The 21,363-nt window shown below is 65.4% G+C and carries 23 protein-coding genes; 11 read left to right on the forward strand and 12 right to left on the reverse strand.

The features are described from left to right. Nucleotides 1-21: 21 nt before the first annotated feature. Nucleotides 22-513, reverse strand: a complete 492-nt coding sequence (locus ACNAOH_RS05140) for a DUF2141 domain-containing protein (protein ID WP_443971687.1) — start codon at nucleotides 511-513, stop codon at nucleotides 22-24. A 17-nt stretch (nucleotides 514-530) separates the two neighbouring features. Beyond that, complete coding sequence (locus ACNAOH_RS05145; protein WP_443971688.1) at nucleotides 531-1,265, reverse strand: sterol desaturase family protein; 735 nt, start codon at nucleotides 1,263-1,265, stop codon at nucleotides 531-533. Nucleotides 1,266-1,341: 76 nt separating this feature from the next. Here ACNAOH_RS05145 and crtY point away from each other — a divergent pair, with 76 nt between their 5' ends. From crtY to ACNAOH_RS05170, 5 genes are read left to right on the forward strand one after another with little or no spacing between them, the layout of a single operon-like run. Then, nucleotides 1,342-2,505 (forward strand): lycopene beta-cyclase CrtY, encoded by a 1,164-nt coding sequence (gene crtY, locus ACNAOH_RS05150; protein WP_443971689.1) that lies wholly within the window; start codon nucleotides 1,342-1,344, stop codon nucleotides 2,503-2,505. Beyond that, nucleotides 2,506-3,984 (forward strand): phytoene desaturase, encoded by a 1,479-nt coding sequence (locus tag ACNAOH_RS05155; RefSeq protein WP_443971690.1) that lies wholly within the window; start codon nucleotides 2,506-2,508, stop codon nucleotides 3,982-3,984. It abuts the gene before it with no gap. A 5-nt stretch (nucleotides 3,985-3,989) separates the two neighbouring features. After that, nucleotides 3,990-4,571: a TIGR00730 family Rossman fold protein gene (locus ACNAOH_RS05160; RefSeq protein ID WP_443972051.1), complete on the forward strand. Its 582-nt coding sequence runs from the start codon at nucleotides 3,990-3,992 to the stop codon at nucleotides 4,569-4,571. Nucleotides 4,572-4,575: 4 nt separating this feature from the next. Next, nucleotides 4,576-5,505: a phytoene/squalene synthase family protein gene (locus ACNAOH_RS05165; protein ID WP_443971691.1), complete on the forward strand. Its 930-nt coding sequence runs from the start codon at nucleotides 4,576-4,578 to the stop codon at nucleotides 5,503-5,505. Then, on the forward strand, nucleotides 5,502-6,011 hold the full coding sequence (locus ACNAOH_RS05170) for a GNAT family N-acetyltransferase (RefSeq protein WP_443971692.1): 510 nt from the start codon (nucleotides 5,502-5,504) through the stop codon (nucleotides 6,009-6,011). Before ACNAOH_RS05165 ends, ACNAOH_RS05170 begins: the two co-directional genes overlap by 4 nt. A 36-nt stretch (nucleotides 6,012-6,047) precedes the next feature. On the opposite strand, the gene ACNAOH_RS05175 is transcribed toward ACNAOH_RS05170, so the two are convergent. From ACNAOH_RS05175 to mutY, 4 genes are all read right to left on the reverse strand, one after another. Further along, on the reverse strand, nucleotides 6,048-6,419 hold the full coding sequence (locus tag ACNAOH_RS05175; RefSeq protein WP_443971693.1) for a c-type cytochrome: 372 nt from the start codon (nucleotides 6,417-6,419) through the stop codon (nucleotides 6,048-6,050). 126 nt (nucleotides 6,420-6,545) lie between these two features. After that, nucleotides 6,546-7,361 carry an inositol monophosphatase family protein gene (locus tag ACNAOH_RS05180; RefSeq protein ID WP_443971694.1) on the reverse strand — a complete coding sequence of 272 codons (816 nt, stop codon included), beginning with the start codon at nucleotides 7,359-7,361 and terminating at the stop codon, nucleotides 6,546-6,548. Beyond that, on the reverse strand, nucleotides 7,348-8,694 hold the full coding sequence (locus tag ACNAOH_RS05185; protein WP_443971695.1) for a TldD/PmbA family protein: 1,347 nt from the start codon (nucleotides 8,692-8,694) through the stop codon (nucleotides 7,348-7,350). The genes ACNAOH_RS05180 and ACNAOH_RS05185 overlap by 14 nt, the downstream gene beginning before the upstream one ends. A 183-nt stretch (nucleotides 8,695-8,877) precedes the next feature. Continuing rightward, nucleotides 8,878-10,002: an A/G-specific adenine glycosylase gene (mutY, locus tag ACNAOH_RS05190; protein WP_443971696.1), complete on the reverse strand. Its 1,125-nt coding sequence runs from the start codon at nucleotides 10,000-10,002 to the stop codon at nucleotides 8,878-8,880. 25 nt (nucleotides 10,003-10,027) lie between these two features. Here mutY and ACNAOH_RS05195 point away from each other — a divergent pair, with 25 nt between their 5' ends. From ACNAOH_RS05195 to smc, 4 genes are all read left to right on the forward strand, one after another. Further along, on the forward strand, nucleotides 10,028-10,579 hold the full coding sequence (locus tag ACNAOH_RS05195; protein WP_443971697.1) for a DUF721 domain-containing protein: 552 nt from the start codon (nucleotides 10,028-10,030) through the stop codon (nucleotides 10,577-10,579). Between the two features lie 23 nt (nucleotides 10,580-10,602). Beyond that, the gene (locus ACNAOH_RS05200) at nucleotides 10,603-11,325 is read left to right on the forward strand and encodes a DsbA family protein (RefSeq protein ID WP_443971698.1); all 723 of its coding nucleotides are present in this window, start codon (nucleotides 10,603-10,605) and stop codon (nucleotides 11,323-11,325) included. A gap of 50 nt (nucleotides 11,326-11,375) precedes the next feature. Continuing rightward, on the forward strand, nucleotides 11,376-12,128 hold the full coding sequence (locus ACNAOH_RS05205; protein WP_443971699.1) for a DsbA family protein: 753 nt from the start codon (nucleotides 11,376-11,378) through the stop codon (nucleotides 12,126-12,128). A gap of 87 nt (nucleotides 12,129-12,215) precedes the next feature. Further along, nucleotides 12,216-15,653: a chromosome segregation protein SMC gene (smc, locus tag ACNAOH_RS05210; RefSeq protein ID WP_443971700.1), complete on the forward strand. Its 3,438-nt coding sequence runs from the start codon at nucleotides 12,216-12,218 to the stop codon at nucleotides 15,651-15,653. A 21-nt stretch (nucleotides 15,654-15,674) separates the two neighbouring features. Here smc and ACNAOH_RS05215 read toward each other — a convergent pair whose 3' ends face one another. After that, nucleotides 15,675-16,028 (reverse strand): hypothetical protein, encoded by a 354-nt coding sequence (locus ACNAOH_RS05215; protein WP_443971701.1) that lies wholly within the window; start codon nucleotides 16,026-16,028, stop codon nucleotides 15,675-15,677. A gap of 76 nt (nucleotides 16,029-16,104) precedes the next feature. Then, the gene (locus tag ACNAOH_RS05220) at nucleotides 16,105-17,064 is read right to left on the reverse strand and encodes a GlxA family transcriptional regulator (protein ID WP_443971702.1); all 960 of its coding nucleotides are present in this window, start codon (nucleotides 17,062-17,064) and stop codon (nucleotides 16,105-16,107) included. A 171-nt stretch (nucleotides 17,065-17,235) separates the two neighbouring features. Between ACNAOH_RS05220 and ACNAOH_RS05225 the strand changes: the two genes are divergently transcribed. After that, a complete protein-coding gene (locus ACNAOH_RS05225) occupies nucleotides 17,236-18,066 on the forward strand; it encodes an alpha/beta fold hydrolase (RefSeq protein WP_443971703.1) in 831 nt (276 codons plus the stop codon). A 65-nt stretch (nucleotides 18,067-18,131) separates the two neighbouring features. On the opposite strand, the gene ACNAOH_RS05230 is transcribed toward ACNAOH_RS05225, so the two are convergent. The 4 genes from ACNAOH_RS05230 to ACNAOH_RS05245 form a co-directional block, all read right to left on the reverse strand. Next, nucleotides 18,132-18,320 (reverse strand): hypothetical protein, encoded by a 189-nt coding sequence (locus tag ACNAOH_RS05230; protein WP_443971704.1) that lies wholly within the window; start codon nucleotides 18,318-18,320, stop codon nucleotides 18,132-18,134. Nucleotides 18,321-18,325: 5 nt separating this feature from the next. After that, nucleotides 18,326-18,856 carry a hypothetical protein gene (locus ACNAOH_RS05235; RefSeq protein WP_443971705.1) on the reverse strand — a complete coding sequence of 177 codons (531 nt, stop codon included), beginning with the start codon at nucleotides 18,854-18,856 and terminating at the stop codon, nucleotides 18,326-18,328. A 152-nt stretch (nucleotides 18,857-19,008) separates the two neighbouring features. Then, nucleotides 19,009-19,554: a hypothetical protein gene (locus ACNAOH_RS05240; protein ID WP_443971706.1), complete on the reverse strand. Its 546-nt coding sequence runs from the start codon at nucleotides 19,552-19,554 to the stop codon at nucleotides 19,009-19,011. A gap of 239 nt (nucleotides 19,555-19,793) precedes the next feature. Then, on the reverse strand, nucleotides 19,794-20,003 hold the full coding sequence (locus tag ACNAOH_RS05245; protein WP_443971707.1) for a hypothetical protein: 210 nt from the start codon (nucleotides 20,001-20,003) through the stop codon (nucleotides 19,794-19,796). Nucleotides 20,004-20,219: 216 nt separating this feature from the next. Between ACNAOH_RS05245 and ACNAOH_RS05250 the strand changes: the two genes are divergently transcribed. Further along, nucleotides 20,220-21,362 carry a sensor histidine kinase gene (locus tag ACNAOH_RS05250; RefSeq protein ID WP_443971708.1) on the forward strand — a complete coding sequence of 381 codons (1,143 nt, stop codon included), beginning with the start codon at nucleotides 20,220-20,222 and terminating at the stop codon, nucleotides 21,360-21,362. Nucleotide 21,363 lies beyond the last annotated feature (1 nt).

Here is a 21,363-nt window from a genome sequence, read left to right on the forward strand (position 1 = left end):
CCGCGCTGGTAGCGCCGCGCGTTACAGGAAGTATTTGATCCGGATTTCCTGCTTCATGGCGGGGCCGGACACGTGGAAGCGCGCAGCCGCGAAACTCGGCGGGCCGAACATCAGAGCCGGATTGCCTGAGAACCCCACGCCTTCGCGGGGAATGCCCAGTAGCCGGTCGGCCTTGGAGTTGCCGTTCTCGTCATGGAGCACGGCCAGCGCATAATCGCCTGCGGGCACGCCGCTGAATATGATGTGCGCGCCCGGCCTCGCCTCGACGCTCGCCTTGAATGAGGCGGGATCCTGATCGCAACGCAGGAGAAACGCCGGTTCGCGGGTCAGGCACGCCCGCACCATTCCCTTGCTGGAGCGCATCCCCTCGAACGATATGCTGAGCTGCGTGGTGGCAGCGGACGCATCGGCCAAAGCGGTAGCCGGGAGGGCGATGAGCAAGCTCGCTCCGGCCAACAGCGCGGTCAGGCTCTGTCCCTGCCCGCCCCGATTCTTCTCAGCACTCCTTGGCAATCTTCCGCGCATTCGCCCTACTTCGTCCGCGCCGGAAGTGTTCCCAGTCCGCCGTCTGTGCCGCAGAGCCTGTCCCAGAAGCGGAAGTAAAGCCCGAAATTGCAGAGGTAGCGCTCATGATGGCGCTGATGGTGCGTAGCGGTGATGAGCCACTTTCCCGCCGGACCCTGCACGATCCACCGGGGAAACATCTCCCACCCCATATGATTGGAGACGCCCATAATCGTCATGATCGCGAGCACCACCCCGAGCGCGGCAACATGAATGGGGATGACGAAGACGAGGAGCGGGATCACGATCGCGCCAGTCACAGCCTCGATCAGATGAAAGTTCATGGCCGCCCAAGCCGTCGGCGGGCGACTTTCATGATGCACGGCATGAGCGATGCGAAACCAGCGCGGACGATGCATCAGCCGGTGGGTCCAGTAGAACCACGCATCGTGAAGCACGAGATAAAGAACGACCGAGACGGGCAGATACCAAAGCGGCAAAGCGCGAGGATCGGCGTAGATCAGCGTCCATCCCTTGGCCTGCCAGCCCCAGGCGACCAGCCCGGCGGGCGCGCCATAAACGAAGGCAGACGCCAGCGACCAGCCAATCTCGCGACGGATCTGCCGCTGCTGCCCGGTATAGAGGCCCGGCCGCGCGACTCGCGTCGCCAGTGCAAAGCCGCCGCTTGAGAGAAGATACCGTATGGCAATGATCGCGCTCATCGCGATCATGGAAGCCACGATGGAAGGAAGCACGGCCATGCCCCCCTATAGGCACGAGCGTCCACCTGCGCCAGCGCGCTAGGCGCGGGCCTCTGGCTAGGATAAGGCGGGTCCAATGGCTCGCCCCTCTCACGACACCGCGCCCTATGATATCGCTATCGTTGGCGCCGGCCTTTCTGGCGGGCTGCTTGCGCTCGCGCTGCGTGCGCGGCGACCAGAGCTTCGCCTTGCGCTGATCGACGGCGCCCCGCATGCGGGCGGCAATCATATCTGGTCGTTCTTCGGTGAGGATGTCGCACCGGAGGATCGCTGGCTCGTTGATCCGCTCGTAACGCGCGCATGGTCCGGTCATGATGTGCGTTTCGCTGACTTCTCACGCACCCTCACCGGCAGTTACGCCAGCATCGAGAGCGACGGGCTGGACGCTACCCTGCGCCGCGCCTTGCCCGCTGATGCTCTAATGCTGGGGCACGCCGCTACGGAGCTAACCCCTCACGCCGTTCGCCTCGCGAGCGGGCAAAGCGTGCAGGCAGGGGCCGTCATCGACGCGCGCGGCGCGCATGACATGCCGGGGCTGCAGCTCGGCTGGCAGAAATTTCTCGGCCAGCTCTGGACGCTCGACGCCCCCCATGGCCTGACCCGCCCGACAATCATGGACGCGACCGTGGATCAGTCGGAGGGCTACCGGTTCGTCTATCTGCTGCCCTTTTCAGCGACTGAAATCTTCGTCGAGGACACCTATTATTCCACCGAGCCCGCTCTGGACGTGCCGCGCCTGTCCGGCCTCATCGCGGACTATGTGTCGGCAAAAGGATGGCGCGGAACGCCTGCCGGGCGAGCGGAGACCGGCGTTCTCCCTGTCTGCATGGGCGGTGACGTCGCGCCGCTTATTGCAGGGACCGTGCCGCGTATCGGGGTCGGCGCCGGCTTCTTCCATGCGCTCACGGGCTATTCGCTGCCCGATGCCGTCCGCGTCGCCGTCCATATTTCCGAAAAACCCGAGCTTGGCCATGAGAGCCTGCTGGCTGCGACACGCGATCTCGCTCGGAAGCATTGGAAAGGCCAGGCCTTCTACCGGCTTCTCGCCGCGATGCTGTTCCGCGCGGCAGAGCCGGCTGAACGCCACCGCGTCCTCGCGCGCTTCTATCGGCTTGACCCCGCGCTCGTCGCCCGCTTTTATGCCGGCCGATCAACTTTCTGGGATAAGCTGCGCATCGTCAGCGGGCGTCCCCCGGTGCCGTTGCGCCGCGCTATCGCCGCACTTGGAGCACCACAGTAAGTGAAAAAAGCCGTCATCATCGGCGCCGGGTTCGGTGGTCTGGCCCTGGCGATCCGCCTCCAGTCCGCCGGCATTGCCACCACTGTCGTCGAGGCGCGGGATCGCCCCGGTGGACGCGCTTATGTGTGGGAGCGGGAGGGCCATGTGTTTGATGCGGGGCCGACCGTTATCACCGATCCCGATTGTCTGGCACAGCTCTGGCGACTCACCGGCCACGAGATGGCGAACGACGTCACGCTCCTGCCGGTCATGCCCTTCTATCGCCTGCATTGGCCCGATGGCACGAGCTTCGATTATTCGAACGACGACGCTGCGCTGACGGCCGAGATCAGCCGGCTCAACCCCGCCGATGTGGAGGGTTACGCCAAGTTCCTCAAATATGCCGCGGCCGTCTATGAGGAAGGCTATGTGAAGCTCGGCCATGTGCCGTTCCTGGATTTCAAGACAATGGTCCGCGCTGCCCCGGCGCTTGCCGAGCATCAGGCGTGGCGCTCGGTCTATTCAATGGTGTCCTCCTTCGTGAAGGACGAACGCCTACGCCAAGCGCTCTCCTTCCATACGCTGCTGGTCGGGGGCAATCCCATGACGACCAGCAGTATCTACGCGCTCATTCACAAGCTGGAGAAGGATGGCGGCGTCTGGTTCGCCAAGGGCGGCACTAATGCGCTGGTCCGCGCGATGGTGACGCAGTTCGAGCGTATCGGCGGGACGGTGCGGCTGGCGGACGCCGTGGAGCGGATCGAGACGGTCGGCGATCGGACGACCGGCGTCCTCCTGCGGTCGGGAGAGCGGATCGAGGCCGATGCCGTCGCCACCAATGCCGATCTGATGCACAGCTATGCCGACCTTCTACGCGATCATCCGCGCGGGCAGCGTTATGCCCGCAAGCTTGCCGGCAAGCGCTGGAGCCCGAGCCTGTTCGTCGTGCACTTCGGGCTAAAGGGCACATGGCCGGGCATCCCCCATCACATGATCCTGTTCGGCCCGCGCTATAAGGAGCTGCTCTCCGACATTTACGATCATGGCGTGCTGCCCGCCGACTTTTCGCTTTATCTCCATCATCCCACGGTGACGGACCCTGATCTCGCGCCGCCCGGCCACTCGACCTTTTACGCGCTGGCGCCGGTCGCCCATATGGGCAAGCTGCCGATCGATTGGGAGAAGACCGGGCCGATCCTTGCCGAGCGCATTCTCGATGAAATCGAGCGCAGGCTGATCCCGGACATCCGCTCGCGGATCACCGTGCAGTTCCATTATGCGCCCAGCGATTTCGCCCATGATCTTTCGGCGCATCATGGCAGCGCATTCAGCCTGGAGCCGCTTCTTACGCAAAGCGCGTGGTTCCGCGCGCATAATCGCGATGAGGTCATCAGCAATCTCTACGTCGTGGGGGCAGGCACGCATCCCGGCGCCGGAATCCCCGGCGTCGTCGGGTCCGCGCGCGCTGCGGCCGGGCTGATGTTGGAAGATCTGGCATGAACGAACTGAACCGCCTCGCGGTCTATTGCGGATCGGCGACTCCGGCCGATCCCCTCTATGTCGACACTGCCCGCGCAGTCGGTGCTACGCTGGCTCAGCGGGGCATCGGGGTGGTCTATGGTGGCGGGCGCCTTGGCCTCATGGGCGCCGTGGCCGATGGCGCGCTTGAGGCGGGCGGCGAGGTCATCGGGATCATTCCGCAGGCGCTGGTTCGCGCGGAAGTGGCGCATACCGGTTGCACCGAATTGCATGTCGTGACCGATATGCATGCGCGCAAGGCGCTCTTCACGTCTCTCTCGGACGGTTTCGTGACCCTGCCCGGCGGCGTCGGCACAATGGACGAGTTGTGGGAGGCGATCAGCTGGGCCCAGCTTGGCTATCACGCCAAACCGGTCGGCCTCCTCAATGTCGCGGGATTTTATGACCAGCTTCTCGCGTTCAATGCGCATATGAACGCGGTCGGCTTTATCCGGCCTGCCCATGCCGGCATCCTCATCGCACGCGAGACGCTCTCTGATCTGATCGAGGCGATGGAGGCTTACGAGCCCCATGAGACGATCTTCCGGATGAGCGCGAGCCAACTCTGATCGTATGAACCGGGCCGCTCTTGTCGATCACGCCCGCGAGAGCATCGCGCGGGGGTCGCGCAGCTTCGCGGCCGCCTCCCACCTGTTCGATCGGGAAACCCGCGAGCGGGCATGGCTACTCTACGCCTGGTGTCGCGTGTGCGACGATATCGCGGACGGGCAGGATCATGGCGGCGCGATGACGGAAACCGTCGATCCCCTCGTCCGCCTGGATGATATCGAGCGGCGCACCGCGCAGGCATTAGCTGGTGAGGCAGAGGACGATCCCGGCTTTGCGGCGCTCGCCCAGGTGATGGACGAAGTTTCTTTGCCCTACCGTTATGTCGAGGATCTCATCACCGGCTTCGCGCTGGATGCAGAGGGCTGGCGGCCGGAGACCGAGCAGGATCTTCTGGCCTATTGCTATCATGTCGCTGGCGCGGTTGGCTGCATGATGGCGATCGTAATGGGCGTCGCGCCGGACGATCACCAGACGCTGGATCGCGCTTGCGATCTCGGCATCGCGTTCCAGCTCGCCAATATTGCCCGCGACATCGGGGAAGATGTCGCCGCCGGTCGCTGCTACTTGCCGCGGCTTTGGCTCACCGAGCAAAGCATCGACCCTGACGATCTCATGGCGGCGCAATCTCGTCCGGCGCTTGCCCTGCTTGCCGGGCGCCTCGCGGATCAGGCGTCGCGTTATGAGGCCAGCGCGCGCGCCGGCACGCCTGCGCTTTCATTTCAGTCGGCCTGGGCCGTGCTTGCGGCCGCCGGTATCTATGGCGACATCGCCCGCAAGGTGAAGGCAGCGGGAGAAGGCGCCCTGACCGCCCGTCAGTTTACCTCCTCCGCTGAGAAATATGGTTGGCTCGCGCGGGCCGCATGGCAAGCGGCCCGCCGCAACCAATATCGAACGACGGATCGCGACGTCGGGCTCTGGCAGCGTCCGCGATGAGCCGACCTTCCTGGCGCCCGATGCAGGTGGATGATTTGCCTGCCGTCACGGCCATATCGGCGCGCGTGCATGGCCGCTATGCAGAGTCTCTGGAGATTTATGCCGAACGGCTGAGGCTTTTCCCTGCGGGGTGCTTCACCTGCGTTGCGGCGGAGACTGTCGTGGGCTTTCTCGTCTTTCACCCATGGCAGGCCGGCAGCCCGCCGACGCTCGGGGAGCCCTTAAGCGCCCTGCCCGCCCATCCCGACGTGATCTATCTGCATGATATTGCGCTGCTGCCGGAAGCCCGTGGATCGGGTGCCGGCGCGCAGGCTCTTGGCCTTGTGGATGCGGAAGCGCGGCGCTGCGGCCTGCACGACATCGCGCTCGTGGCCGTCAACGGCGCGGAGAGCTATTGGCAGATGCGCGGCTTCCGCACGGCGGCGCTCCCGCCTTCAGGCCAGGAAACCTACGGCTCGGACGCGCACTATATGGTCCGGACGCTGAGTCAGGAAGAGCACGGATGAGAGAGCGCCCGGTCATGCCGGGCGCCCGCTTCGATCTTACTTCAGGGTCTTGAGATAGGCGACGAGCTCAGCGCGCTTGGCCGCATCCTTCTGGCCCGCAAACGCCATAGTCGTGCCGGGCAAGGCTGCGCGCGGATTGGCAAGGAACTTGTCCAGCTCGGCGTCGGTCCATTTGCCGCTCTTTGCCTTCATGGCCGCCGAATATTTGAAGCCGGCGACCGCGCCGGGCTTGCGCCCCGAAACACCCGCAAGGGTCGGGCCCAGGCGATTCTCGCCAGCCTTAACGGAATGGCATGCGCCGCACATGGCGAAGCTGGACGGCCGCGCGGCCTGCGCGAGCGCAGCACCCGAGGGAAGCGCGAGGGCGGTGACGAGGCCGGTCAAGGCGATTTTAGAGATTCGGCGCATGGACTTTCAGCTTCTCCCAAAACTTGTATCGCATCGCCGCATAGAAGCTACTGATCCGACACTCAATCTTTTCAATAGCAACCTGAGCTTAGCGCGACATGAACGCTGTTTAGGTGTCCATACCGCCTAGGCGCCCGGATCGTCCTGCAGCCGCATCACGGCTTTCGCTCTTTCGCGCAGACGCTGGACTGCGGTGGCGTGGATCTCCGGCGCACTGCAAAGCACGCCCAGCGCGACCGGGTTCTCGCGGTTGAACCGGAGCGGACGCCCCAGCGCGTCGGTCACCGTGGCTCCTGCCTCGCTTGCGATGATCGCGGCGGCCGCGATGTCCCATTCAGCGCCCCAGCGCACGCTGGCCAGCAGGTCGGCTTCATCGGCCGCGACCATGGCCATGCGCAGCGCAATGCTGTTGGGCTTGGAGACCATCACGAGGTCACGGTCGATCATCGCGAGCGCGTCGGCGGGCACGCGCGCACCGGCCAAGGTCTTGCGGGTGCTCGCGCGCAGCCGTTTTCCGTTGCGCCAGGCGCCCTGCCCGGTCGCCGCCCACCAGCGCTCGCCTCGCGCGGGCGCTACCAATGCGGCGAGCACGGGCGCGCCATCCTCGACCAGAGCGATGGAGACCGCCCAGCCGGGCCGGCCACGCACATAGTCCCGCGTGCCGTCTATCGGGTCCACGACCCAGACGTGCCGCGCGTTCGCCCGTCCGGCCGAGGACGCGCTTTCCTCGGAAAGCCAGCCAGCTCCTGGCAGCACTGCGCCCAGCCGCTCGCGCAGGATGCGATCGACCCCGATGTCCGCATCGCAGACCGGTTGCCCCGGCGTCTTTTCCCAGTGATTTGTGGCAGGTGCGCCGCAGACCCAGCTTTCCATCGCCCAGGTCGCGGCGTGATCGGCGGCGCTCAGCGTCGCATGAAGAATGGACAGGTCAATCGCCGGCAATGGTCATTCCGTCGACCCGCAAGGTCGGCACGTTGATGGCATAGCGGAATTCAAGGTCGTCCGCGGCGATGAGATTTGCAAGCATATCCTTGAGATTGCCCGCGATGGTGATCTCCGAAACCGCATGGGAGACGCTGCCATTCTCGATGAAGAAGCCCGATGCGCCTCGGCTATAGTCGCCGGTAACGGGGTTGACGCCATGGCCGATGAGTTCGGTCACATAGAGGCCCTGCTTCACATCCGCGAAGAGATCCCGCGCGCGCAGATTGCCTCCCGCCAGATGAACGTTCGTTGCCCCCACGCCCGGTGAGCCGCCACCGCCGCGTGTGGCGTGGCCAGTCGGCGCTGCGCCCAGTTGCCGCGCGGATGCGCTATCGAGCAGCCAGGTGGTCAGCACGCCGTTTCGCACGATTGAGGTGAGGCCGGTCGGCAGACCTTCCCCATCGAACGGTCGCGAGCGCAGCCCGCGTTCGCGCAGCGGATCGTCGATGATCGAGAGATTTTCCGGCAGGACGCGTTCGCCCAGAGACTCGAGCAGGAAGCTCGAGCGCCGCGTGACGCTTGGCCCGCTCACTGCGCCCAGCAGATGCCCGATGAGACTGGAGCCAACGCGCGGATCGAAAATCACCGGCATCGTGCCACTGGCGAGTTTGCGCGGATTGAGCCGCGCCACTGCGCGGGAGCCGGCGCGCTCGCCGATCGCGGCGGCCTCGTCCAGATCGTCGAGATGGCGCATGCTGTGGCTGGCATAGTCGCGCTGCATGGAGGCGCCCTCGCCTGCAATCACGCTCGCCCAGGTCGAGTGGCTCGTGCCCGCATAACCGCCCACGAAGCCGTGGCTCGTCACCAGCGCCATTTGCGCCCGGCCATGGCCGGCGCCGGCGCCCTCGCTGTTCGTGACACCGGCGGTACTCCGCGCCGCGTCTTCGCATTCCAGCGCCCGCATGCGCAGCGCCTGTGCGTCGGGCTCCTCGCGATCCTCCAGGTCGAGCTGCGGCTTCTTCTTGCGCAGCAGCCGCTCTTCGGGAGCCAGCCCGGCATAGGCGTCTTCGGGCGCTTCCTTCGCCATGGCGATAACCCGGTCGACCAGCGTGGCGAGCGTGCGGGGCGCAAGGTCTGACGAGGAGATGGTCGCGGAACGTTGACCGATGAAGGCGCGCAGGCCGATATGCTCTGATTCGGACGACTCGACGTCTTCCAGCACCCCAAGGCGCACCGAGACCTGAGAAGAAGCGTCGCAGCTATAGACCGCGTCGGCCGCGTCGGCGCCGGCTCTGCGCGCTGCGTCCACGAGTGACTGGGCGCGATCCTTGGCATCATTGAGCGAAAGCATGGGGGTTTATCAGGTCCGTGACTAGGCGGTTTGTCTATCTTGTCCGCGCGACGAGGGAGGCGATGTAGTGATTGAAGGCGGGCCACGCAACGGGGCGTTCGTCCCTCGCCCGTCTCGATCCCGGCCACTATGGGTCCAGCGCCGCGCGGGCACAGGCATGGAGCCACGCCACAGCTCGCCCGCTCACGCCGCGCACTTCCCCTGCGGCGCGAGCGCCCGCGCGGCATCCGCCGCCTTGGAGAAAAGCGTGGGAAGCCCCGCTTGCGCCAGGCGCTCGACCGGCCACCAGCCGCCATCACCGAATGCCGATCTCATTGTTGCCGCGTCCGGCATGCCCGAGAGGTCGAGGCGCGCGACCACGAGGTCGAGCCGGAAATGCGTGAAGACATGCACTACCGGCTGGTTCGCGATCCGCCATGCGCCAGCGAGGGGGACTGCTCTGGTGGCGGGCAACTGTTCCCAGTCGCTGGTCGGCAGCGCATTCATGCCCCCCAACAGGCCCCTATCGGGACGTCGAACAATCCAGACCTGGCCCTGCGCCTCCACCCACCACGCGGCGCCATGGCGGGTCGGCCGCACTTTCTTCGGTGCCTTGACCGGATAATCCGCCGGGTTGCCGAGCGCACGCGCCTCGCACCCTTCAGCGATCGGGCAGGAGGGGCAATCGGGCGAGCGCGGCGTGCAAATGGTCGCGCCAAGGTCCATCATGGCCTGTGCGAAGTCGCCCGCGCGCTCATCCGGCGTCAGCGAATCGGCGACTGCGGCGATTTCCTTCTTCGCCCCCGGCAGCGGCGTCCCGATCGCGGCAAGGCGGGCCACCACGCGTTCGACATTGCCGTCCAGCACCACGGCGCGCCGGCCAAAGGCAATCGCGGAGATTGCGGCGGCGGTATAGGCGCCAATGCCCGGCAATGTGCGGAGCGTCGCCTCATCCTCCGGGAACTGCCCGGCGCGCCCATTTGCCACCACCCGCGCACAGGCAAGAAGATTGCGGGCACGCGCATAATATCCAAGCCCGGCCCAGGCGGCCATCAGATCGGCATCGTCCACATTCGCCAGCGCCTGCACGGTCGGCCAGCGCGTCGTAAATCGCTCGAAATAGGGGATCACCGCCGCCACGGTCGTCTGCTGGAGCATGATCTCCGAGAGCCACACCTTATAGGCATCCATCGGCGGCTCGCCCGGCATTGCGCGCCAGGGCAGACGCCGGGCGTGGCGATCATAATGAGCGAGGAGTTTCGCTGCGACCTGAGAGCCTTCCGGAGGCGCTTTCCTGTCCGGGTCCGATCGAATGTCTGTGGCGCCCATGCGGCGGCTATGGCATGAGCGCGCGATGACCAAAAGCCCGGATCGCACCACCAGCATCCCGCGTAAACCGCGCGCCGAACCGGAAGCCGAGCGGCCTAGGGTCGGCGCTCCGCGCGCGATCGCGGACCTCATGCCGGACATCGGCCGGGCAGCCTTTCGCAAGTTCGGTTTCATCCAGTCCAGCATCGTCACGCGCTGGGCGGAAATCGTCGGCCGGACCCATGCCGATCTGACCGCTCCCGAGTCGATCCGCTTCCCCGCCGGACGTCGTTCGGGCGGCACGCTCAACCTGCTCGTCGCAAGCGGCCACGGCCCTATCATCCAGCACATGGTGCCGGAGATCATCGAACGGGTGAACCGCTTCTTCGGCTATGCCGCCGTCTCCCGCGTCGCCATTCGCCAGGGTCGCGTGATGCGCGCCGAGCCACTCGACCGGCCGCCCGCGCCGATGCTCCGCCCGATACCAGAGGAGCTTGGCGAGGGTCTGCGCGAAGTCTCGGATCCCGAGCTGCGTGCCGTACTCGAATCGCTCGCGCGTGGGCTCAATACCCCCGGCGCTGTGCCCCGCATCAGCTGATCGTATACAGGACTGGACTACAAATGACGTTCCCATCCGCCATTGTTCGCATCGCCGCCGCGCTCGCTATTAGCGTTATGCCAGCTGCGCTTCCCGCACCCGCCAGTGCGCAGACCGCTCCGGCCACCGACTGGAACCGGGTCGTCAACCAGCTCCCCGGCGGCGCCTTCCTGCTCGGCAACCCCAAGGCAAAAACGCGGCTGGTCGAATATTTCTCTTACACCTGCTCGCACTGCGCGCAGTTCATGGTCGATGGGATGGGGCCGCTGCGCACAGGCTGGATTCGGCGCGGGCTGGTCGCGATCGAGTTTCGGAACGCCGTGCGCGATCCCTATGATCTGACCGCCGCTCTTCTTGCCCGCTGCGGCGGCAAGGCGCGCTTCGTCACCAATCACGAGGCGCTCTTCAATAACTTCAATGCCTGGATGCCCAAGCTTCAGAGCTATGAAGAAACGCGAGACAAGTCCGCCAGCACCGATCAGGTCGCGACGATGCAGGACATCGCGGAAAAAACCGGCCTTGGCGATCTTCTCGCCAGGCGCGGCCTCACGCCTGCCGCGCAAAAGGCATGTCTGGCGGACAAGGCGCAGATGCAGAGCGTGCTCGCGATGACGAAGGATGCCTGGGAGACCCGCAAGATCAGCGGAACGCCTTTCTTCCTGGTCGATGGCAAGCCGCAGCCGTCCAGCCATGACTGGGCCAGCCTCAAGCCTGCCCTGCCGGCATTGCCCGGCGCGGCTAACTGATTTAGACCCTGCGCCCTTACTTAAGTTCAAAATAGAGGCTCAGCCCCCCGATGACACGCCGCTCCCTCGCCGCTTATGCCTTTCCGCTTCTCGCCGGAGCGCTCGCGCTTTCGGCCTGCGGCAAGTCCGAGGACGGCAGCACGTCCACGAAGGCCGCTCCCGTCGCTGCGAAGGCCCCGCCTGCAGGCACGAGCTGGTCGGAGCAGGTTGTGGAGACGCCGGAAGGTGGCCTGCGCATGGGCAATCCGGATGCGCCGCTCAAGATCGTCGAATTTGCGTCCTACACCTGCTCGCACTGCGCCGATTTCGCCATGAACGGCGAGCCCGAGCTGGTGAAGAAGTATGTCGAGACCGGCAAGGTCAGCTACGAATTCCGCAACTATATTCGCGATCCGCTCGATCTCTCCATCGCGCTCCTCGCGCGGTGCAGCGGTAAGGACGCGTTCTTCCCGCTCTCAAACCAGTTCTTCTCGAATCAGGCTGCGATGTTCGACGCCCTGCAGAAGAAGGGCGAAGCCGCTCAGCAGGCAGCGATGACCGCACCGCCGGCAAGCCGGTTCACTCAGCTTGCACAGCTGGGGGATCTGGTGGAGTTCGCCAAGCAGCGCGGCGTCGCGGAAGACAAGGCGCGCACCTGCCTTGCCGATCTCAAGGCGGCAGAGACACTGGCGGCTCATGTCGAGAAGGCGAATGCCCAATACTCCATTCAGGGCACGCCCAGCTTCCTACTCAACGGTACGCTCCTGCCAGACACGGCGAGCTGGGACGCGCTCGACAAGCGCCTCGCGGACGCAGGCGGCTGATTGGCCGCGCGGGGGGCCAGCGAGGTTAAGTATAGCGCACCGGCGCTTTTGCCGGGCGCCCAGCTCGTCTCCGCACGCGACTGAGCCATGCAGTTCCACCGCCTCAAGCTCACAGGTTTCAAGAGTTTCGTCGAGCCGACGGAGCTGACGATCGCGCCGGGCCTGACCGGCATCGTCGGCCCGAATGGATGCGGCAAATCCAATCTGCTGGAAGCCATTCGCTGGGTGATGGGCGAATCAAGCGCCAAGTCCATGCGCGGCGGCGGCATGGACGATGTGATTTTCGCCGGCACCGCCAATCGCCCGCCCCGCGACTTCGCGGAAGTCAATCTAGGTGCGTCGCAGGAACCGGGCGAGTCCCTTCCCTCGGTCGAGCTGGGGCCGGAAGGCGAACTGGAAGTCACCCGCCGCATCGAGCGGGGTGCCGGCAGCGCTTACCGGGTCAATGGACGGGACGTTCGCGCCAAGGATGTGGCGCTGATCTTCGCCGACGCCGCCACCGGGGCGCACAGTCCCGCGCTGGTCAGTCAGGGCCGCATTGCTGCCGTCATCGCGGCGAAGCCCGCCGAGCGCCGTGCGATGCTGGAAGAGGCGGCAGGCATTTCCGGCCTTCATGTGCGCCGCAAGGATGCTGAGCAGAAACTGCGCGCTACTGAGGCCAATCTCACCCGACTGGCCGATATTCTTACCGAAATGGAGGGCCGCGCGGCCTCGCTCAAGCGTCAGGCGAAAGCCGCCGAGCGCTATGTCGAGCTGAGCGAGCGAATCATCCTTGCCGAGGGGCGCACGCTGTTCGCCCGCCACCGCGAGGCCGCGACCATGGCGGACGAGGCCGCGCGTCAGGCCGAGACGGCGGACGGGGCGGTTCGCGCGGCGCAGGAAGCACAGCTCGGCGCCGCCGCGATTACCCAGCAGCGCATCACGCTTCTCGCGCAGGCCCGCACCGCCGCCGCCGCGGCGCGAGACGCAGCCAGCGAGGCCCGACATCGCGCAGAACGTGTCGCGGCCGAACGGGATGCGCTCGTCCGCCGGCTTGCCGATGTGGACGCGCAGATCGCCCAGATCGGCGCGGATCAGGACCGCGAAGGCAGTCTCGCGCAGGATGCCGCCGCCGCCATCGAGCGGCTGGAGGCCGAGGAGCAGGCGGTCAGTGTCCGGATCAAGGAAGCGAACGCGGCCCGGCCGGAGTTCGCCACTCGCATTGCCGCCGCCGAAAGCGCCGGACGGGACGCGGACGTGGCGCTGGCCCAGACCCTGTCCCGTCAGGCGAGCGAGCAGGCCGAGCACCGCGTGGCCGACGCCGCGCTTGCCGCCGCTCGGCAGCGCATCCAGCGGATCGACGGCGAACGCCAGCGGCTGGACGGCGCCTATGCCGCCCTGCCCGATCCCGACCCGATCGCCGCACGCCGTGACGCCGCGCAGGCCGCGCGCGAAACGGCCCTGAAGGAACGCGAGGGAGCCGAAGCCCGGATCACGCTCGCGGAGACGGCGCGCAACGCGGCAGGCGAGGCTCAGGCCTCCGCCCAGCGTGCCGTCGCAACCAGCAAGGCGACGCTCGCCGCAATCGAGAGCGAGGCCACCGCGATGCGCAAAGCGACCGCACGGACAAGCACGGCGGATCGGGCAGTCGATCATGTCCGGGTCGCGCCGGGCTATGAGCGCGCGCTCGCTGCCGCGCTGGGGGACGATCTTGAGGCTGGTTTCGAGGCAGGCGCCGCGCGCTGGGCAGGCGCTGCGATCACTGCTCTGGACCCCGCCCCGCCGGAAGGCTGCACGCGCCTTGCCGCCCATGTCGAGGCACCAGCGGCGCTTGCCCGCCGCCTTGCCCAGATCATGGTCGCGCCGCAGGACGATGGGCAGCCTCTCCACGTCGGCCAGCGCCTCGTCACGCGCGATGGGCGCCTGCGCCGGTGGGACGGCTTTATCGTCGAGGAAGGCGGCGCCGCGACGGCCGAGCGGCTGATCCGCCTCAACCGGCTCGATGCGATCGGGGCCGAACTGCCCGCCCATGAGCAAGCTGTCGCCACGGCCAATGCCACTTTCGCTGCAGCCGAGGCCGCGCTGCGCGATGGACTGGCCGAGGAACGCGCGGCGCGTCAGGGGCTCAGCGCCGCGCACGAGGCGTTGCGTGCGGCCGACCGCACTCTGGGCGAAGTCGCGATTCTCATCGAGCGTGTGGCGGAGAAACGCGCGGATCTGGACCGGCGCGCCGAGGAGATCGCGCGGGATCGCGAAGCCGCCGAGAAGGAACTGACGCTAGCGGAGGAAGCGAGGGCCGCCCTGCCCGATGCCAGCGGCACTGCGGACGAGGTCGCTGCCCTCAGCCGCGCCAGTGAGGATGCGCGGGAAGCGCTTGCCCGGCTGCGCGCCGAACAGGCCATGGTCGATCGCGCGATCGCGACGGACAAGGAACGGCAGGGCGCAATCCGGTCGGAGATTTCGGGCTGGCGCTCGCGCGCAGGCGATGCCGCACGCCGCATTGCGGACATGACGGCACGCGCCGCCAGTCTTACCCGAGACCTTGAGGAGAACGCCGGGAAGCCGGAGGAGCTGGCCCGGTCGCTCGCGCTGATCGCGGAGACCGCTCAGGAGCGGGAGGAGGCGTTCTCCGCTGCCGAAGCGGCGGAGACCACCGCCGCCCGGTCGCTCACGGACGCGGAGGCAATGCTGGCCGCTGCCAATGAGGCGCTTTCGTCCGCACGAGAGGCGCGCGCGGGCGCGCAGGCGAGGGCCGAGCATGCCGTGCAACGCCGCACCGAGATCGGTCAGCTATGCGGCGAGCGTTTCTCCTGTCCTCCCCCCGTTCTCCCCGGCAAGCTAGGCTTCGAAAGCGCCGAGGTCGGCACTCCGGGCGCCGAGCAAGCCATGCTCGACAAGCTGACGGCCGATCGCGAGCGGCTTGGCCCGGTCAACCTTGTCGCTGCCCGCGAACTGGCCGAGATTGAGGAAACCCTCTCCGTAAGTCGTGCGGAAAGCGAAGAACTCACTCAGGCGATCCACCAGTTGCGCGGCTCGATCGGCAACCTCAATCGCGAAGGGCGCCAGCGCCTGCTGGCTGCCTTCGAGGCCGTGAATGGCCATTTTCAGCGCCTCTTCACCACCTTGTTCGAAGGCGGCGCGGCGCATCTGGAGCTGGTCGATAGCGACGATCCTCTTGAGGCGGGGCTAGAAATCATGGCGCAGCCGCCGGGCAAGCGCTTGACGTCGCTCACGCTTCTTTCGGGCGGCGAACAAGCGCTTACCGCAGTTGCACTTATCTTCGGCCTATTTTTAACCAAACCGGCACCTATCTGCGTGCTGGACGAAGTCGATGCGCCACTCGACGATGCCAATATCGAGCGTTTCTGCGATCTGCTCGACCGGATGGTGCAGGATACCCGCACGCGCTATCTGATTGTCACGCATAACGCCGTGACCATGAGCCGGATGCACCGCCTCTTCGGCGTGACCATGATCGAGCGTGGCATCAGCCGCCTCGTCTCCGTCGATCTTCAGTCGGCGGAAGCGCTCCTCGCGGCGGAGTGAGCGCGAAGAGTCAGAGCCGGGTCATGGATGCGGACGAAACCGCCCCGCAAGACTCCCCGCTAGCGCCGAAACAAGCGCTGCGGGAATTGCCAATAGGCTCAGGAACAACGCCCCGGCCACGGCAAGATTGCCCACGCCATTGTTGAGCAACATCACCGGCAGCTGGGAGACAGTAATCAGCACGCCCGCGATCCATCCGCTCTTTCTCATGAAAGCGCCGCCGATCGCGGAAAGAACGAGGGAAAACGGATAAGCGAGAGACCAGTATGCCGGCGCATCCCACGGCTCGCCATATCCCGTCGTCGCCGAGACAAGCTGCCAATAGAGTCCGCCGATAATGAGGAGGCAGACAATCTGGATCGACCGGCGGGACATAACGCGTTTCCGAGATAGAAGTCCGAAGCTGGTGGCGTGATAGCGGCGCCGCGGGTAATCCGCAAAGCCTGCCGGCTCAAGCAGCCACGCCGAACCTGCGCCGATACTCCGCCGGGGCCAGCCCTGTCATGCGCTGGAAGAGCTTGCGGAAGGCGCCGGGGTCGCCATAGCCGACATCCCACGCGATCTGGTCCACGCTGCGCCGGGTCAGTTCCAGCGCCTCGCGCGCCTTGGCGATGCGGATCTGCTGGGCATATTCGGTGGGGCGCAGGCCCGTCGCCTTCTTGAAACGGCGCAGGAATGTGCGCTCTTCCAGCCGGGCCTCCGCCGCGAGCAAGCCTGTGCCATGCTCCTTCCCCGCCCCCTTCTGCATCCAGTGCTGCACCTTCAGGATCGCGGCGTCGCCATGATCGAGACGGGGCAGAAACGCGCTATAGGGTCGCTGCGCGCGCCCCGGCGGATCGACGAGGAGGAAGCGCGCCGTCCCCAGCATCACTGCCGGGCCGAGCAGTCGCTCGACCAGTGTGAGGCCAAGGTCGGTCCAGGCCAGGATGCCCCCGGCCGTGATGATATCGCCATCGTCGATCACCATGCGGTCGACATCGACCTGCACGGTCGGGAAGCGGGCAGCAAGCGCCTCCGCAAAGGCCCAGTGCGTCGTCGCGGCGCGTCCTTCCAGCAGGCCCGCCTCCCCCAGCAGAAACGCTCCGGCACAAACCGAGCAGACCGTCGCCCCTTCGTCGTGGCGATCGTTCACCCATCGGGTGAGGCTCGCCATCGGCTGCATCGCATGCGGCATGACCAGACTGGGCGGCGTGATGAGGTGGGTCAGATGGTGGTCGGTGCCGGGGTGACTGTCATATATGCAGGCGATCTCCCCGCGCGCGTCGCTCGTCCAGTGCGTCACGCGCACTGCCGGCGGCTCCGCCTCGCCCTCCATTGCCGCGAGATCTCCGGCGATACGGAAGATATCGGTGAGGCCATAAATCGCGGAAAGCTGGCAATCAGGATAGATGAGCAGGCCCAGATGGCCCACGAGTCTCGCCTGACGCGACCTCACCAATGTGTCCAATCGACGCCCCCATCGCTTCAATGTCGGTTTTGGCGCCCTTAGTGTCGGTTCCGCCGCGCCTCATCATGCCTGCTTGTCATTAGATCGTCCATATCGAGAGCGTATCCACCTCTCATCGGATAGGGAGCGACTGACATGAGCACGGTAACCACTTCGGACGGTGTCGAGATCTTTTACAAGGACTGGGGCGACAAGAGCGCGCAACCCATTGTCTTCCACCATGGCTGGCCGCTCTCGGGCGACGACTGGGACAACCAGATGCTGTTCTTCCTGAACGAAGGCTATCGCGTCATTGCCCATGACCGGCGCGGCCACGGCAGATCCAGCCAGGTGTCGGACGGACATGACATGGACCATTATGCCGCAGACGTCGCCGCAGTCGTGGACGCGCTGGACCTCAAGGGCGCCTTCCATGTCGGCCACTCCACCGGCGGCGGCGAGGTCGCGCATTATGCCGCCCGAGCCAAGGAAGGCCGGATCGCCAAGGCCGTGCTGATGAGCGCAGTGCCTCCGATCATGGTCAAGAGCGACAAGAACCCCGGCGGCCTGCCCATTGAGGTGTTCGACGGGTTCCGCGCCGCGCTCGCCGCGAACCGCGCGCAGTTCTACATCGATGTTCCCGCCGGGCCATTCTACGGCTTCAACCGCGAGGGTGCGCCGTTCAGCCAAGGTCTTGTCGACAACTGGTGGCGGCAGGGCATGATCGGCGGCGCCAAGGCCCATTATGACGGCATCAAGGCGTTCAGCGAGACGGACTTCACGGACGATCTCAAGGCGATCACCATCCCCACGCTGGTGATGCATGGTGAGGACGATCAGATCGTGCCGATCGCCGACTCCGCGCCGCTCTCCGCTGCCCTGCTGCAGAATGGCATCCTCAAGACCTACAAGGACTTCCCGCACGGTATGGCGCAGACTCATGCTGACGTCATCAACAAGGATCTGCTGGACTTCTTCCGGAGCTGATCGCTCCCTCTTCAGCTTCGGAAGCGTGGTGGGTCGGCTTGATGCCGGCCCACTTTCGCATCGGTTCAGGCCGCTGGGGCGTAGAGGCGATGGCCCTGTATCTCGGCGACTGCGGACCAGCCTGCCTCCAGCAGCACGTTGCCGCAAGCCGGATTGGAATAGAGGATGCGCATCGGGCGCGGATCGCTCCGGTAGGAGGCAAGCGCATTCTCCGCCACGCGCCGCACGATCGGCGCGTCAAACGGTTTGTACATGAAGATCACCAGCGGCCCCTCGGGGAATACCGTTTCGGTCGCATCGCCATGGATAATCGCAAGGCGCGGATCATCGCCGGCGCGCGCGATATTCTCCTGCGCCTTGTCATAAAGCTCCCGCGCGAACTCGACCCCGATAATCCTAAGAAAAGGATAGCCGCCGCGAGAAGCATCGCGCGCCCTTTTCCCGCGCCCAGGTCGAGGAACGTCGCGGACTCCAGCGACAGGTCGACCAACGTCATCGCTCGATGGAAGTCCCCGGGATCGGACGCGATATGATCGATGGCGAACTGCGCGTTGGGGCCGAGCACGGTAAGAGACGCGATTCTCTGAATACCGCCGGTGTCCGTCCCATTCGTGCCGTCATAGGCGCTGTCGGCCGAGGCCTTTTGCGCCAGAAAGGCCTTCTGAGCACCGTCCGGCAATCCAATGATGAGGCGCAAGCGGGAGACCGCCTTTTTTGCCAGCGAGGGGAGACCTTCTGCCTGGAGCACATAGGCTCCGCGACGGACAGCGTTATGGAGCCTGTCCATCATCGTTCAGTCAATCCTCTCCTGTCATGCCGCCTTGCCAGCCGCCTTCAGCTAGCGCGTTTGCAGGCCGCCGTCATGGGGATTGCCTGTCAGCTTTTTCTTGTGTCAGCTTTTGGGACGCCCGAGCGACCCGCGTCGGGCGCCCACAATCGGCCTCAGTTCGCCTTGCTCATGTCCACCTTCTCCACCCACTCCGGGTAGAAGGTCGGCTCGCGGCTGGACCAGCCCGCCGCCGTCGCGGCCGCCTCGCTAATCGACTGAAGCAGCGCCCGGCGCCGTTCCGGGTGGAGATGCGGCAGGCTCGCCGCCGCGCAAAAGGCGCCCGGCAGCCATGGCCGCGACCCTGCGCCGATCAGCCGCTCATAAAGGAAGCGATAGGCCTGGAAACTGTTGATCCGGTTCTGGCCAAGATCGAATGCCGATACCACGACAAGTGGAGTCATGAACGGCTCGACCTGATCGAGCCCGCTGTCGTCCGGCACCAGCATCTTGATCTCGTCGAGGCGGCCATAAATTCGAGCCTGTGCGCGAATGCTGGCTTCCTCCACCAGATCGCGGCTCCACACTTCCGTGGCATCGCTGCGCTGGAGACCAATGTCGAGAGATCGGCGAATATAGCGCTGCGTGGCGGCGGGGAAGGAAGCGAACTCCCGCATCTCCGCCAGAGTGACTACGCCGTCCGATAATCTGCCGCCCGTCATATCCATCTGCCTCCCGCTACTGCAGTCCAGATGCCGTGACGATGCGCCCTGTTGCATTGACGCTTGGTTAAGCACCCGTTGTCCGCAGTTCACATGGAATCAGATTTCATTGTGCGGCGCAACATCTTTCTCTCATACCTCTGTTTTTCTTCTCAAAAATCAGGTTTTCAGATGCGCAAAGGGCACCGGCGCCCCGCGCCGATGCCCAAAACTCGCGTGATAAGTCTGTCCTTAGCGAACTAATCTTCCTGCTCTTCCTTGAAGCCGGAGCTAGGAACCGGGTCACCATGATCGCCCGGGCGGGTCGTGCTCGGTGCGTCCGAACCGTCCATGGACTCCTGTAGAGCCTCGTCGAGCTTCTCATCCTCGCTCAGAACCCGGCTCTGGCAATTCAGGTCCGGATCGACAGTTTCGTTATATTTGCGCTCCTTCACATCATCATGGGGCATTGCGCGTCTCCTAAAGGCTGCCCGCAGGTCCGGGCAGCAAACTCGCTTCTAAAACGAGCGGAGGGCGGAGCCGGTTCCAGAGTGAAAGTGCCCTACCGCAGCTATGCTGCGCACAATGGGACCGCCTGCCCTCCCCGCTCGACAAATGCGCGGTGCATTTCGACCAGCGTCGCCTGAAACGGCAGACAGCCGCGCTTTCTGCCGTTAAAAGAGCCCATGGCAACAAACCCCTCACCAGCGGGCGAAACCTCCATTTCCCCCCGGCTGGCGCTTTTCTCGATCCTTGGTGTGTGGTTGTTCTACACGCTCATCGTCACGATCCGGGCGATGGTGCTTGGCTTTCCTGCACAGGGCGAAATGGCGTGGCGTCGCATGGTGGTCACCGGCATCGGCGTTCTCGTCACTTATCTGCTTTACACGTTGCTGCGTCGACTGGACGGCCGCTCGCTGGGCGTGCGCATGACGAGCGCGGCCGTGCTGGCGATGCCCTGTGCCTTCGCGATCGCTGCGGCGAACTTTTATATGTTCAATATCTACGATCCCGGCACGATCCTGCAGGAATATGAGCAGGCCGACCAGACGAATGCCGCTCAGATCGAATACAGCCACTCCAAGACGACAGATGAGATTGTCATTGAACTCGCCGAGAGCAGTCTCAATCGCTACTTCCTGCTGGTGGCATGGGCAGCGCTTTATTTTGCGCTCGGTTTCGCTTCCCGACTTTCCCTCTCGGAACAGCGCAGTGCGCGTCTGGAGCTGGCGACCCGGCAGGCGGAGCTGAAATCGCTGCGGTATCAGGTCAATCCGCACTTCCTGTTCAACACGTTGAACTCGCTCTCCAGCCTCGTCATGTCGGATCGGCGGGATGAAGCCGAGACGATGATCATGAACCTCGCCCATTTCTATCGCACCAGCCTTGCCGGCGATCCACTGGACGACGTCCATCTCTCCGAGGAAGTCGAGCTTCAGCGCCTTTATCTTGGCATCGAAGGCGTGCGCTTCCCCGAGCGTCTGCGCACGGAAGTGAACATCCCCCCCACCCTCGCCGACTGCTGCGTTCCGGGCCTGATTCTTCAGCCGTTGATCGAGAATGCAATCAAATATGGTGTCTCTCCGGCGCGTCAGGTCGTGACCGTGCGGATCTCCGCGCGCGAAGCGGAGGGCCGCCTCCATATCCTCGTCGAGGATGATGGCGCGGGCGGAAGCGGAGCAGCGAGCAGCACGGGCATTGGCCTGCGGAACGTCCGCGATCGGCTGGCCGCGCGCTTTGGGGAGGAGGCCGCGCTGACTGCCGGCCCGCGTCCGGGCGGGGGCTATGGCGCCGAGATCATGCTCCCTGTCGTTCACGGCAAGTGCTGAA

The sequence above is a fragment of the Sphingobium sp. CR28 genome (genome assembly GCF_052327305.1).
Lineage (GTDB): Bacteria > Pseudomonadota > Alphaproteobacteria > Sphingomonadales > Sphingomonadaceae > Sphingobium.

Bases quoted from the DNA above. Each gene is read 5' to 3' on its own strand.
- ACNAOH_RS05145 (WP_443971688.1), bottom strand. From the start codon at position 1,265: ATGGCCGTGCTTCCTTCCATCGTGGCTTCCATGATCGCGATGAGCGCG.
- crtY (WP_443971689.1), top strand. From the start codon at position 1,342: ATGGCTCGCCCCTCTCACGACACCGCGCCCTATGATATCGCTATCGTT.
- ACNAOH_RS05165 (WP_443971691.1), top strand. From the start codon at position 4,576: ATGAACCGGGCCGCTCTTGTCGATCACGCCCGCGAGAGCATCGCGCGG.
- ACNAOH_RS05170 (WP_443971692.1), top strand. From the start codon at position 5,502: ATGAGCCGACCTTCCTGGCGCCCGATGCAGGTGGATGATTTGCCTGCC.
- ACNAOH_RS05175 (WP_443971693.1), bottom strand. From the start codon at position 6,419: ATGCGCCGAATCTCTAAAATCGCCTTGACCGGCCTCGTCACCGCCCTC.
- ACNAOH_RS05185 (WP_443971695.1), bottom strand. From the start codon at position 8,694: ATGCTTTCGCTCAATGATGCCAAGGATCGCGCCCAGTCACTCGTGGAC.
- mutY (WP_443971696.1), bottom strand. From the start codon at position 10,002: ATGGGCGCCACAGACATTCGATCGGACCCGGACAGGAAAGCGCCTCCG.
- ACNAOH_RS05195 (WP_443971697.1), top strand. From the start codon at position 10,028: ATGACCAAAAGCCCGGATCGCACCACCAGCATCCCGCGTAAACCGCGC.
- ACNAOH_RS05200 (WP_443971698.1), top strand. From the start codon at position 10,603: ATGACGTTCCCATCCGCCATTGTTCGCATCGCCGCCGCGCTCGCTATT.
- ACNAOH_RS05205 (WP_443971699.1), top strand. From the start codon at position 11,376: ATGACACGCCGCTCCCTCGCCGCTTATGCCTTTCCGCTTCTCGCCGGA.
- smc (WP_443971700.1), top strand. From the start codon at position 12,216: ATGCAGTTCCACCGCCTCAAGCTCACAGGTTTCAAGAGTTTCGTCGAG.
- ACNAOH_RS05215 (WP_443971701.1), bottom strand. From the start codon at position 16,028: ATGTCCCGCCGGTCGATCCAGATTGTCTGCCTCCTCATTATCGGCGGA.
- ACNAOH_RS05225 (WP_443971703.1), top strand. From the start codon at position 17,236: ATGAGCACGGTAACCACTTCGGACGGTGTCGAGATCTTTTACAAGGAC.
- ACNAOH_RS05230 (WP_443971704.1), bottom strand. From the start codon at position 18,320: ATGTACAAACCGTTTGACGCGCCGATCGTGCGGCGCGTGGCGGAGAAT.
- ACNAOH_RS05235 (WP_443971705.1), bottom strand. From the start codon at position 18,856: ATGATGGACAGGCTCCATAACGCTGTCCGTCGCGGAGCCTATGTGCTC.
- ACNAOH_RS05240 (WP_443971706.1), bottom strand. From the start codon at position 19,554: ATGACGGGCGGCAGATTATCGGACGGCGTAGTCACTCTGGCGGAGATG.
- ACNAOH_RS05245 (WP_443971707.1), bottom strand. From the start codon at position 20,003: ATGCCCCATGATGATGTGAAGGAGCGCAAATATAACGAAACTGTCGAT.
- ACNAOH_RS05250 (WP_443971708.1), top strand. From the start codon at position 20,220: ATGGCAACAAACCCCTCACCAGCGGGCGAAACCTCCATTTCCCCCCGG.